General features: G+C 40.4%; 10 protein-coding genes. 4 read left to right on the top strand and 6 right to left on the bottom strand.

All coding sequences use genetic code 11. The features are described from left to right. Window positions 1-204 precede the first annotated feature (204 nt). The 4 genes from K2X50_07235 to K2X50_07220 form a co-directional block, all read right to left on the bottom strand. A complete protein-coding gene (locus K2X50_07235; protein ID MBX9587037.1) occupies window positions 205-1,800 on the bottom strand; it encodes a hypothetical protein in 1,596 nt (531 codons plus the stop codon). 13 nt (window positions 1,801-1,813) lie between these two features. Then, window positions 1,814-2,656 carry a diaminopimelate epimerase gene (dapF, locus tag K2X50_07230; protein MBX9587036.1) on the bottom strand — a complete coding sequence of 281 codons (843 nt, stop codon included), beginning with the start codon at window positions 2,654-2,656 and terminating at the stop codon, window positions 1,814-1,816. A gap of 117 nt (window positions 2,657-2,773) precedes the next feature. Next, on the bottom strand, window positions 2,774-4,039 hold the full coding sequence (gene lysA, locus K2X50_07225) for a diaminopimelate decarboxylase (GenBank protein ID MBX9587035.1): 1,266 nt from the start codon (window positions 4,037-4,039) through the stop codon (window positions 2,774-2,776). After that, entirely contained in the window at window positions 4,026-4,142 is a 117-nt protein-coding gene (locus tag K2X50_07220) for a lipoprotein (GenBank protein MBX9587034.1), read from the bottom strand. The genes lysA and K2X50_07220 overlap by 14 nt, the downstream gene beginning before the upstream one ends. Before the next feature lie 373 nt (window positions 4,143-4,515). Between K2X50_07220 and K2X50_07215 the strand changes: the two genes are divergently transcribed. The 3 genes from K2X50_07215 (at window position 4,516) to K2X50_07205 (ending at window position 10,981) form a co-directional block, all read left to right on the top strand. Next, the gene (locus tag K2X50_07215) at window positions 4,516-7,230 is read left to right on the top strand and encodes a hypothetical protein (protein MBX9587033.1); all 2,715 of its coding nucleotides are present in this window, start codon (window positions 4,516-4,518) and stop codon (window positions 7,228-7,230) included. A 198-nt stretch (window positions 7,231-7,428) separates the two neighbouring features. Beyond that, window positions 7,429-10,218: a hypothetical protein gene (locus K2X50_07210; protein ID MBX9587032.1), complete on the top strand. Its 2,790-nt coding sequence runs from the start codon at window positions 7,429-7,431 to the stop codon at window positions 10,216-10,218. 82 nt (window positions 10,219-10,300) lie between these two features. After that, window positions 10,301-10,981, top strand: a complete 681-nt coding sequence (locus K2X50_07205) for a dienelactone hydrolase family protein (protein MBX9587031.1) — start codon at window positions 10,301-10,303, stop codon at window positions 10,979-10,981. Here the strand turns inward: K2X50_07205 and K2X50_07200 are convergent, their stop codons facing one another. Beyond that, window positions 10,982-11,638, bottom strand: a complete 657-nt coding sequence (locus K2X50_07200) for a nucleotidyltransferase family protein (protein ID MBX9587030.1) — start codon at window positions 11,636-11,638, stop codon at window positions 10,982-10,984. Then, window positions 11,580-12,626: a phosphotransferase gene (locus K2X50_07195; GenBank protein ID MBX9587029.1), complete on the bottom strand. Its 1,047-nt coding sequence runs from the start codon at window positions 12,624-12,626 to the stop codon at window positions 11,580-11,582. Before K2X50_07195 ends, K2X50_07200 begins: the two co-directional genes overlap by 59 nt. A 296-nt stretch (window positions 12,627-12,922) precedes the next feature. Here K2X50_07195 and K2X50_07190 point away from each other — a divergent pair. Further along, a partial coding sequence (locus K2X50_07190; GenBank protein ID MBX9587028.1) for a hypothetical protein occupies window positions 12,923-13,349 on the top strand: 427 nt, incomplete at its 3' end.

The following is a 13,349-nucleotide window of genomic DNA, read 5'->3' as shown; positions in this document are numbered from 1 at the left end:
AAATACTCAGCCTCAATAAATAAAAAAAATACCTCAAAATGACTGACAACACGTTCCTCAGTTTAAGCCACTCGCTTGACCATACAATTTCACATTAAAAGCGATTTGACACCCTTACTATAGACAAAATAGCAGATTTCTCAATAATTGCCTGTCCATATGCCTGTAGCACCAATTATGACTAGTAATCAGCCAAACCATTCATTAGTCAGGACCTGACTCCTTTGTCTTTTGTAAGTTTGGGAGCGCCTGTGCGCTGACTTCACCTTTTTCATTAATAGCTATAGCGACATCAGAAAAATGAGAAGCAATTAAGTTTCCTACAGCAGCTCGATCCATCGTTCTAAAACTCAGTGGATTGTTGTGCGTAAAACCTGGGATGATTTTGTTTGCCCAATGAAATGCAGCAACTACATCACTCACTTGATGTCGAAATGACCAAACGTTAAATAAGAGAGCCGGTAAATACGTGACTAAAATAGCGCTTTTAAATGTTTGCTTGTGTAGCTCAAGGAGGCGGTAACGTTCAGGATATTCTTGTAAGGCTTGGTACATGCTTGAAGCAGCATCGGGCGTCATGAGATTTGTCATGGTCATTATACGCGTTAGTAACAGAGCCTCATCTTCGCTTGCATTAATTTTAAGATGTTTTGCACAAAGATTGGCATAAGTAATTGCGGTGCTTATAGAGGGATTTTGAAAATGAAGATCCATCGCTTCATGTAATAAATTCGCTCGCAGCGCAACGCTGTCATCAAAAAAAACTGCGCTATCTAATTTGATGTGCCCATTGAATCCGAAAGCATTAATCAACCAATAACGTTTCCAAAATGATAAAGCTTCAGCTGATAAATTGGCTCGCTCAAAATCCTGAAATGCAGAATTATTTTCCAAATAAAACATGTGTCGCCAATGTTGCTTATCGTTAGGAAAAGCAAAATGAATTAAACGCTGAACATCGGAACTTGCACTTGAATAAGCAGGATACATTTTAGGCACTAACGTCACAGTAAAGCCGCTAAATTGCACGCTATCATAAGGATACTGCTTCGCATATGACGTTTGAGCAAGATAAGCATTGGCTGCCGGTGATAAGGTTACTGCACCAATTAAAACAGCTCGTATTTGTGCATCAATTTCATTATCGTTAATTTGAAATTCACTCAAAACAAGGCGAAAATCATTGTATGACAATTTTTCCGTTTCACGTTGATCCCGAGTAAAAGTTTGGTAACTCTGCCTTACCTGTCCTGGATCATTAATATCAGTTTGCGTAACTAACAGCAACATTTCAATTCGAGTTAATGCGCGTAGTATTTCACGATTGAGATGATTGCTAATATTAACTTTATTATCTGAAGCATCATAAATGACAGAAGCTTGTGGCGTAAACGCTGTATTTTGTTGCACCCAATCCAGTTGTTCAATGATCAGCGTTAATAATTCTTCAGGTAGATTGGATAGCCTTGGATAATGCGTGCTTATCAAAGTTTCCATGTTAGTTAAATACGCGCTACGACTATATTTTTTAGGATCCGAGGGCTCTTGTGAGTCAGCAGTATTCAGCAAAGTCATTGCGCTTACCGCGACTAATCCAGCGAAAGAAATCAAGGATTGTTTTTGAGTTGTGGAATCGGACCTGTAGTACTGATCGTTGAATTTGAATTCATTAAGTGAGCGTTCGTGAGCACGTCTTAAACGAGTCATTACACAATTGATATTTCGTACTCTATCAGCAGCAACACCAACGTATTTTCTAAGCATATTGAAATCATCCCATTTTGGAAGTATTTTTTGCAAGCCCAAGCTCTAACTATTTTATCGCACCCCATCGCCCAGCAAATACCCACTCTGCAGGACCTGTCAACCAAACCTCACGGCCATCGCCCTCCCACTGCACCTCTAAGTCGCCACCCGGCTGTTTAACGGTCACTGCGCCTTGACACCAACCTTGAGAAAGAGCAATTACAGCAGCCGCACAAGCCCCACTGCCACATGCTAAGGTTTCACCTACACCACGCTCGAAAACTCTCAAATGCAGAGTATTTTGCTCAGCGGAATTAATATTCAAAAAACCCACATTAACTCCTTCGGGGAAGGCTGAATGCGAGTTGAGTATGCTCCCGATTGAATTCACATCAAACTCATCGAGGTGGTCAATTTTTATCACGGCGTGAGGATTTCCGACATTAACGGTCATTAATTCATGCTCTTTTCCATCCACGTCCAAATGATAAGCAGGGCCCGAACCCGGAATCTGGTGAGGTATTTCTTGGGCCTTAAAACGCGGAACACCTAAACTTACACTGACCCGATTATCTGAAAGACAGCGCAATCGCATCTTGCCTTCTGAGGTTTCCACCACAACTTCGGGCTTTGCACTCAAGCTCGCTTCACGAATGAATAGAGCTAAACACCGCGCCCCATTTCCGCATTGAGCGACTTCTCCACCATCTGCATTAAAAATGCGATAACGAAAATCGACGTCTTGAGTTGAAGCTTGCTCAAGCAATAACAACTGATCAAAACCAATACCTCGTTGCCGATCAGCCAATGAACGAATATCGTCAGCACTAAAATTGATGGCTTGATGAACCCCATCAATGACCACAAAGTCATTGCCTAGAGCCTGCATTTTAGTGAAATTAAACGCCAACATTTACCACGCCTCACAAATAATCAAAGGGATCTGATACAAGCTCTCACTGTTCCAAATATTTTCAGAATGTCTCAGTTAAATAAAGCAGAAACCGTGATCAATGTAAAACACCTCTCACATAAAGGGGGCTGACCCCGGCAATACATGTTCATTCTCAAATAAAGCCGTCACCGACTCTCGTTCACGCACCAAATAAGACTGATCCCCATCCACCATAACCTCTGCAGCGCGCGGACGTGAATTATAATTGGAGCTCATCACAAACCCATACGCCCCAGCCGTCCTGATCGCGACAAGATCGCCAACTTTAACAGCAATATCGCGACTTTTACCTAGAAAATCGCCTGTTTCACAGACTGGCCCAACCACATCAAATCTCGCCACATCAACATCAGTTCGAATCTGCGCGGGAATAATATCTTGATAAGCATCATATAGAGCCGGCCTCAACAAATCGTTCATAGCCGCATCGACGATTGCAAAATTCTTATGGGCCCCATACTTTAAGTATTCGACTTTGGTCAACAAGATCCCAGCATTGGCTGCAATCGCCCGCCCAGGCTCAACGATCAACTCTAACGAAGGGTCTGTAAAACGCGTCGCTAATGCCTTTGCATAATCACCGGGGGATGGCGGTGTTTCATCACGATAAGGCACGCCCAAGCCACCCCCCAAATCTAAATGCTCTATCTCAAAACCACGCTCTTTGAGGGTTTTGACAAGCGCATAAACCCTATCAAAAGCATCTAACAGCGGATCCAACTCCATCAATTGCGACCCAATATGACAATCTACGCCCACAACACGAATACCGGGTAACGATCGAGCCAACTCATACAACTCTAGAGCCTCAGCGAGATCCACCCCGAATTTATTTTCCTTCAACCCCGTCGCAATATACGGATGTGTTTTTACATCCACATCAGGATTCACACGTATCGATATCCGCGCAACCTTACCCATACTGCCCGCAATCGCATTCAATCGTTCTAATTCAGGCCTAGATTCCACATTAAAACACCCAATTCCTGCGGCCAGGGCCCGTTCTATTTCCCAAGCAAGCTTTCCCACCCCCGAAAAGACGACGTGCCGGGGGTCTCCGCCTGCGGCCAGAACACGCGCCAGCTCACCGCCTGACACAATATCAAACCCAGCCCCTAACCGAGCAAGCACATTGAGAACAGCTAAATTTGAATTGGCCTTTACCGCATAGCATATTTTATGGGGATGAGCCCCTAGCGCCTCATCAAATACCCTATAATGACGCTCCAGAGTGGCCCGAGAATACACATACAATGGCGAACCATACTTTGACACGAGATCAGCTACCGAGACGTCCTCAGCATACAAATGATGTTGACGATAATTAAAGTGATCCATGGGCACGCTCGTGTTTAGAAGGCACTTCGTCTGGCAGATACAGTGGGCCCGCTTGACCACAAGCCGCTATAAAAATTAAACTTGTTAATACCAGTAAACGCATGACCTCTCCACATGTATTCAATTCAACCAAACCTGCAACAATCTTAAAGAGAAATCGAATTAATGTCTTTACTTTTTTCAGACGGAAGAGAGGAAGAAAACACTATTCTCTTGAGCCTCTTAGGCGAAGAATCCGACTATTCTTGGAGGCAAATAAAGCGCAGCGAGGGGGACCCGAGCGAGCCATTGCCGGAAAGAAAGCCGGATTCTCACGCCGACTTAAAGCACACAATAACTTCAACCAAAATGGCAGGTTAACAGACATCCTCAAGCATCAAGTGGTTTTTGCAAATCAGCCCTTAAATTCCACAGAACACCTCATATTTCCTTAATATTCTGGGCGTATACTTGGAAACAAATGGGGAGAGATGAACATGATTGAAGCACTAGAAAAATTATTACGCGATTTAGAGGAAGATTTCCAGAACTTAGAAATTGCTTTCACTAAAGGTCAAGAATTTGACATGACTGAATTCGCCTTAAGTAATTTTAACGATTCAAAAGTTGCTTTTTATGATCCTGAACATTGTGATGGCATCAATAATAATCCTGAATTAAAAACAACTATCGAACAATCTGAAATAAATTGGGTCGATGCATCAACTCACGAATATCCTAAAAATGTAGGACGTGCGCTGTATAACTCTACACTACGAGCACTTTGGATGGCCAAAAATCCTGGTTCTGCCGCACCTGGAATTAAAACACACAAAGAATACATCGATACGAACCATCTCTATATGGACAACCAAAAAGTTGAAACTCGTGGTCCAGCAGGAAATGGAGTATCATCTACTGCCTTGACTCGAACACCTTTAATTGTCGATCCCACCACAGAGACTTTCGGTAAAAGCTATCAAAAATTTCTTGATGTAATGGCCAAAGATACTGATCCTTTCAGAGACACAAAAGCAAATTGCTGGGTACCTGGCGCAGCCTCTATGATGGATGCGAGCACACCCAAAACTATTGCTGGCTTTCAAACATCACTACATGTTTTGAATGAAAGATTAGCTATTTATCACGCAAGAAAAAATGAAAATCTTTTGAACGAAGACAATTTTATTGCCGCATCCACGGCAGCCACAGAAAAAACGAAAGAACTCACACAATCACTGCGTGAAATCGAAAATAAGTACAATCCGTTTTTTGACACAGCAAGGCAGGTTGAACATAATATCAACAGCACTAATCTTTCTGAAATGAATAGCAAACAAAAAGAACAATTCATCAAAGAAACCATTGCTCAATTAGAAGCGATGAAAAAAAATGCTATCACTCAAGAAGCGATACAACATGACATTGATACACTAACAAATCAATACAGAACCTTATCAAACAACAACACCGTCGCCTTACCTCACACACCTGGCTATCAATCAGGATTGTATCAAGGCATTGACATATCCCTCAGTTTCCACAGCGCCGAAAACGATGCCATTCAGCAACTTCAAGGCTCGATAGCTAAATTAAATCACTACAAAAATACGCATGCACAAATCGTCGCAAAACAAGAAACTCAGCTCAAAAAACTTCAAGGCGATCTTATTGAGAGCGCTGCGCAACTCATTAATAAAGTTGAAAGTATTAAATTCGCAGTTACCCAGTTAAACGATTTGATTCATAACGAAAAAAGACTTCGAATCGGATCAAAAAGTTTCGACGAAATCGCAAAACGAATCACCTGGGACGATGAAATCACGCAATTAGCACAATTGAAAAGTCGATTGATAAGAGCAGAAAGTCAATTATCATCACAAGAAGCTAATCAACCCATCGACGAGGCTTTGTTCAAAGAATTAAGCCAAATCCTTGCATGGAACCCTCAAGAAATCGAACAATGGGGCTATATCACAAAACCTGCGGGTTATGCAGAATCCGGCACAAAATTATTCTGGTCTGCACTCAACAGTTTAGCACTGTCAGAACAGCCAAAATCACGCCAGCAATTATTGCAGGATGAAATTAAAGCACGCTTAAAAAATGTTTCAATAGACCCTAACCGTAAAAAAACGAATCTTGAAACAATGGAAGCAACAACACAATCAGAGCTTACAGCTGTTGAAGACTCCTTATCTCTCATAAACAAATATTTCGGAGAAAACGGCGAAGCGGTCAATTATTTAAAAAACCGAGAAAAAGAATTTGCTTTCTTCGACAATTTACAAGCTATGACAAAAATTTTCAGACGGACCCCTACTGAAAAAGAAAAAAGACGAAATTTCATTGCTGAAATTGGTACTCTTGTCAAAAACTATGAGAACGATCGCAATCCAGAACACTTACGATTAGCACTTAAAAAAATTAATGCATTAAAAATCACAGAACAATTTAAATCTCGCTCTGAATATAAAAAATCCATGAGGGCGGTCCTTAACAAATTAAGCGGGGATATTAACGGCATCTTGGTTAAAAATGATCTGCATACTCAATATTTCCATCCTGAACACGGTAAAGTAGGAGTTTTCCTCGACATTTTAAGAAAAAATGACCACTGGAAATACAGCAATGCATTAAGCGAAATCGAAACTATTAATGCTTCCATGAAGGCGTACGGCCACGATCAAGATCTAAAACGTACTGATAACACTCTCAAATTAGTGAATAATTTACTAGACCACTGGACTGAATATGCCCCCACAGGCGCATCACACGTCAATCAAATGAAGCACACGCTTGAATCTTTAAAAGACGCACTCGAAAAAAATGTACTTTATAATAAATATTTTGGTACCGAAGGTGTTATCGAACAATCCATCAAACAATCCGCAAACGACAGTAATGAACCAAAATTACAGCGAATTAACTACCTCTTTTCGATAGGAGAGTTGATGGAGCAACACGCACAAGACAAAAATCCTCAACACCTGGTCAAAATTCACGAGAAAATTGATGCCGTTATCAAAGAAGGCAGCACTCTTTTTGCCGACGATCGAGCCAAAGGCCAACATTCCATCCAAACGATCTTAGCAGGACTTAAAGAGGAACTGAGCCAATCCAATAATGCTCGAGCTAACATCGCCCACGAAGAGCGCGGAGTCGCCGTAGCTCCTGTATCAAACAGCTCTAGAATGGTCATGAGCAACTAGCCCAGAGCGCAAATGAGAGTCTACGCATTCGTAGGCTAGGTAACTAAGACGATCGCAAGAGCCTCTCTGAATTCCCGCAATTCTGCACAAGGCAGCAAACAATTTCCATGATTCAAGAGAAGAATTGCCCACTTCTTAATATTTTGTTAAGCTTAACCCTTTAAAATCTTCGGAATAGATGAATATAGGCACATAGGTATGATGAAACGACTAGTTGAAGAATATTTAATCGAGCTAATGAAAAGTTTCAACGAATTTGGCATCTTGGGTCCAGATGGCCAGCCTTTCAAACCTGAAGAATTCCTGGCTGGGGGCAATTTCAACTATGAGGCACTTCAGCTATTCGAACTTGGTGAAGAACAGCCCATTAACTTAAAAGACCGCCTCGAATCCCATCAAAACTTCTACGTCCTCCTATGTGACGATCTTGAATCTGCAATGAATGAAGATCCATTATTAAAAGCGGCAATCGAAGACAAAACGCTAGGCTGGATTAATGTTGATACCAACAATGAAAATCAATACCCCATAAAGGCTTTAAAGGCCATGTGGAACCACATCTTACATCCCAACAAAGTACTAAACAGTAATGCTAGTTATTTCACTATAGGAAGAACACTCTTAGGTCTGCAACCGTTCCTACGTTACCACGCAGGTTATCTTGATGACAGCGCAACGACTAATCCTGAGGTACGGTATTATGGTGCTCCACGGATTGTTGACAAAAGAACATTGGCTTTTTCAAAAAAAGCCCTAGCATTATTTGATAAAATAATTAATCTTGAAAAACCACTAGAGGCCGTATATGAAATGATCGGCGCAGTGTCAAGAGTAATTCCACAGAAATATTTTGATAAAATGGTAGCCACTTACAAAGAAGCTCATCGTGAATTAAACGTACGTATACCCCGCTTTGAAGAAAGCCTTGCCAAAGCACCTACACAAGAAGAATTAGAATCTTTGCTCACAAATATGAACGAGTTGAAACAACCAGCTCAAGCTGCTATCGATAAATATTATCCGTACTTTAATTTCAGCATCAGCATACAAAAACAAATCAGTGCGTTCGAAGCAAGACATCCTAACGCCACCAACGAAGAAAAAACGCCATTCTACACTTCATTGCTTGATCAATTCACTGAATTCGAAGGCAAAACAGCGCCTACAGCTGAAGAGATTGAAGCCGATCTTCAAATTTTAGCACCTATAAGATTTGAATTAGCAGAAAAAATGATGGCACTACTTGGGAAAGAAAAAAATGTTCATTATTTAAATAAAGAACTATTAAAGGCTATTTATATCGTTCTGAGCACACCCGATCTTTTAGAAAAATATAAACCCACGATAGCAGATATGCAACTTAATCTTCACGAAACAAAACGTCAAATCCAAATGAGACTGGGTGACGTCACTGTTGTGGGAAAAACAACGAAATTGATTGAAGATAAAAAGGCTGCTTTAAGAGCTATTCATAATTTACAAAACAATATAAGGTTAAATGAAGTAACGAAAACCACCTTAATTCAAAATATTGATCTGGCTAAATTAAAACACGCTGATTTCATAGCAAATACTGAAAATGAAAGGACAGAATTAAATGAAAGAATCTCAGCATTTGACCGTACAATGGCAACACTAACTCATGATATGAGACTCTTTTACGACTTAATTGATTCACTTCAATCCAAAGCATGGGATCACAATATAGCAGAAGATATAACACCAACATTGGTACAACAACTTGGATGGACACAACAAGTTGAAGCAGAGTGGAGACAAAAAGACGCTGATTACGAAAAATGGAAACAGAGTAATATTAAATCTGAAGACAATGGGAGTCTTACGGGATTCTTATCTCGAAATATAAGCCATTATAGTCATTATGCTTTAAGCACTATCGTCAGTCGCACTCCTAGACAAGCACTTATTGCTGAAATCCAAACTCGTATCAACGAACTTGATGTAATATATGAAGAAGATAGAGACAGCCTTTTCGCATTAATGATGACCCTACATGAACTGGAAGCGCCGGGCGTTGAGATACTTGCTCATCAACAAAGACTTCAGACTGAAGCCGATTCGAATAGTGCGAGAATCGATGAAATCGGCGAGGAAATCGCAGCGGAAAACACAAAAATTGGACAATGCAGTAATGAATTCAAAGAACTTCTCAATCAATGCACAATTAAATTAAATGCGATTATTACACAATCCAAGAACGATTTGAGCTTATTGCAAATTGGGCCAGCAACTATTATTCGACTCAAATCTATTTTTGAAAACACCGCACGGGATATCGGAAAAATCAAAGAAGAATACGATGTCACTGTACAGGCCTGTGAAAATAATTTTGCATCTGACGAGATAGATACCGCTAAAAAACAATTCGAAGACCAATATAGCCTCTTTGAGCAAAATCAAATCAAATTACTTAAATCTATGACCACTATGTCTGAGCAGCTAGTAACCGATTACAAACTTGGCATTACTGAAAACGACCCTGAAGCACAAAAAAACCAACATATTATTGTTCTTGCCACACAATTGAAAGATTTGGCATTAACTTATTTGCCACAGGAAAAAACACTAGCCGAAAAAATTCAAGCTAAAGAAAATTTCGAAAAAGCGTGTGCGCAAGAATTATATTCTAATAATGCAAAAATAGCTGTTGGTGTAGTAGTGGGCATTCTTTCAACTATTGTTCTATGTGCAGCTATAACAGCTGCTCTGGCACTATTTTTTGCTGGGGGCGGATGGTTGGCATTTATGATTGGCGCCCCGATCTTAGCAAAAGCAGGCGTCACTGCCGCCGCATCCAGTATCGCAATTGGTGGCTCCATTGTTGGTGCTGCAGTCGGAGAACATTTAGACGAAAAATATTCTCAAGAATATTTTGAACAATGGCGATTCTTCTATGAAAATGTAGACCAGGTTGCCAAAGAGACTTGCAAAGAAACTCCCGCAATTTCGTTGCCAAATAAAATCTAATGATGATTCTATATTTACTCTTTCTATGAATTTTCAGAGATCCATGTTATTTTTACCGATTCTCATCATCAGGAAATATCACATGGTATCTACCACAGAAATTTTAAATACGGTTGAACTGGGCGCAGCAGATACAGCACAATACAGCGTTATCTGGCTGCACGGCCTCGGTGCTGATGGCAATGATTTTGTTCCAATAATCCCAGAATTACGCTTGCCGAATATCGAGAAGATTCACTTTGTATTTCCTCACGCCCCCATTCGCCCTGTCTCTCTTTATGGCGACATGCCGATGCGAGCTTGGTTTGATATCTATAATCTAAGCGAATCAGGCCCTTTTGATGTCACAGGAATTAATGAAGCTATTGCCTCTATTCACCAACTCATCCAACGAGAAATTGATCAAGGTATTCCATCAGAAAAAATAATTTTAGCAGGATTTTCTCAAGGCGGATTTATCGCACTATTGAGCGGATTATTTTTTCCTGAACGTATAGCAGGCCTAATTGGACTTTCTACATTTCTTTGGAACACGCCGGATTTTGAAGAACGGCTTCAACCACAAAATCAACGCACACCGATTTATATTGCACACGGATCGGCAGATTCTCTGCTACCTCTTAAATATGGTGAACATGCGGCCACTCATTTAAAAAATAGTGGTTACGACGTTAGTTTTCACACATATCCAATGGCACATACGGTATGTTTTGAAGAAATAGAATCGCTGAGTTTTTGGTTACAAAAAATTCTAATTTTTTAATCACAAGGGCAAATAAGATCCGTTAACTTCTTCATAAGTCTCAACAGTACCAACGTTATACCATCTTCCTTGAAAATACTCGCCTGTAATTTGCTGCTGAGAAATCGCTGAACGAAGAAGATTTCCTAGTGGAAAAACGCCGGGTTTACAGCCATCAAATAGTTCTTTTCGAAGCACACCAATATTCCCATAAGTAAATAACTGTGAACCGTCTAATGACAGCAGGCCTTCTGAAAGTGCAAAATCACCCCCTGTAGGCAATGGATCAACCATCACTAAATGCGCAATTCGCTCTGGAGGTTTGCGCAAAGTGTGATAAGGATACGATGTAAAAATATCTGCGCTGACGACAAGAAAATAATCACCCAGATGTTCTAATGCATGATAAATTCCTCCGCCCGTTTCATAGGCGGATTCAGGTTCTACTGAATATTGAATCGAAACGCCCCACTGACTTCCATCACCCAAAATCTTGGGGAACATGTCGGCTTGATACGCAATGTTGATGACAAGGTTGGTAAAACCGCTTGCAGCCAAAGCTTCAATTTGATGCACAATAAGAGGACGTCCTGACACCGGAAGTAATGGCTTAGGACAATTATCCGTCAATGGTCTCAGCCGAGCTCCGCGCCCTGCTGCGAGTATCATGGCTTTCATGCTTCATAACCTTTGTTTGCAATAATTTTGCCAACCCATTCAACTGGGGGTGGCGAGAACAGACCCCTAAAATGTAATCGGCTAAGCGCGGAATATCTCCAACATAACTTGATTTTTTATCTCGCAAAAATAATCGAGCAAAAATACCCATACATTTTAAATGTCGTTGAACACCCATTAAATCAAACCATCGCAAAAATTGCGACATCGAAATATCTTGAATGATGCCTGCATCACGTGATTTCTCAAAATAACGCTGAGCCCAATTCACAACATTTGAGGCAGGCCATGCAATGTAACAATCTTTCAATAATGACACTAAATCATAGGTGATTGGACCAATGACAGCATCTTGAAAATCAATTACACCCACTTCATTTTCGGGCAGAATAAATAAATTCCTAGAGTGATAATCTCGATGAACGACCGTTGTTGGTTGCTCCAAAGCAGCTTCAATCAGTTTAGAATATGTGGATCGAAGCGCGGCTTCTTCACGAGCAGATAATTTGACATTCAGATATTTTCCTAAATACCACTCTGAAAAATACTCACACTCTTGTGACAATAATTTTTCATCATAGGCAGGAAAAGAATAGGCACTTTGCGGTGTTTGTTGAATTTTCACGAGAGCATCAATCGCGGAAAGATAAAGATTATCTACATTCGTCGAACTTAAATGATTACTATAAAGCTCATCGCCTAAATCTGAAATCAGCATGTAACCTTGGTGAGTATCAGATGCGATTATTTTTGGAACGTGCACACCATGATCAGTAAAAGCCTTCGCTATGCCCAAAAATGCTTCTATTTTCTCATGTGCTGGCGGCGCATCCACTGCAACTCTAGTTCCAGATTTTCCCATCACACGAAAGTAACGTCTAAAACTCGCATCCCCTGCCAAAGGCAGAATGTCGGCTTCCGCACAAGGAAATACAGTTTGAAGCCACTGATAAAGCCCTAAAAACCTGTCGTCAATAAATTTACCCATTTTACCTCCCTCATCAGAACGAACAGGTGATTATATGATTAAGTTAGACAAATATCTAGCCCAATAAGAGTTATCATTAAGTTCAAAAACTTGGAAAAATATATTTAATTATCATATCGCGACAATAATTACCGAGAATTCCTATATTAATGAGGTGGTTATCACCTGGACAACATAGTGGATATTATGTGACCACATATTCTGGAGCTTGAAAGCTGTAAAACAATCATATTTTTTTACACAAGTCTTGGAGTTGTATTAACCACAAGGTAGACTACGTCAGCCCGGAGGAAAGAGTGAACTACAGATCGAAATTTACATTATTATTTCTAATAAGCGCCGCATTATGCGAAGACGTAATTGCTAATGCGCCCACACAAAAACTTCCTTTAGCTGAGCTTCTGAATTGGCAACCACAACCCAATAATATTTGTTACGGAACTTTTGTAGATCCAAAAGAAATTAAAAATACAAAACCCATCGCTAACGTTAATCAATCACCTATGAGCATTACATCAAATAATCCAACCACACTATCACTAAAAGGCCAATCAACGGTTTCAGGACATGTGACAATTCAGCAGCCTGGTCGATTATTACGTGCTGAACATGTTACATTTAATCGAAATCCTACAACTCAAATAATTGATCGAATCGAATTAAAAGGTAATGTTCGTTATTTTGAACAAAAACAAGAACTCGCTGGTCAACGCGTTTTAATGA

This window comes from Gammaproteobacteria bacterium (assembly GCA_019748175.1).
GTDB lineage: Bacteria > Pseudomonadota > Gammaproteobacteria > JAIEPX01 > JAIEPX01 > JAIEPX01.
This window is presented reverse-complemented; position numbering and strand designations above follow the sequence as displayed.

Bases quoted from the DNA above. Each gene is read 5' to 3' on its own strand.
- lysA (MBX9587035.1), bottom strand. From the start codon at position 4,039: ATGGATCACTTTAATTATCGTCAACATCATTTGTATGCTGAGGACGTC.
- K2X50_07220 (MBX9587034.1), bottom strand. From the start codon at position 4,142: ATGCGTTTACTGGTATTAACAAGTTTAATTTTTATAGCGGCTTGTGGT.
- K2X50_07215 (MBX9587033.1), top strand. From the start codon at position 4,516: ATGATTGAAGCACTAGAAAAATTATTACGCGATTTAGAGGAAGATTTC.
- K2X50_07210 (MBX9587032.1), top strand. From the start codon at position 7,429: ATGATGAAACGACTAGTTGAAGAATATTTAATCGAGCTAATGAAAAGT.
- K2X50_07205 (MBX9587031.1), top strand. From the start codon at position 10,301: ATGGTATCTACCACAGAAATTTTAAATACGGTTGAACTGGGCGCAGCA.
- K2X50_07200 (MBX9587030.1), bottom strand. From the start codon at position 11,638: ATGAAAGCCATGATACTCGCAGCAGGGCGCGGAGCTCGGCTGAGACCA.
- K2X50_07195 (MBX9587029.1), bottom strand. From the start codon at position 12,626: ATGGGTAAATTTATTGACGACAGGTTTTTAGGGCTTTATCAGTGGCTT.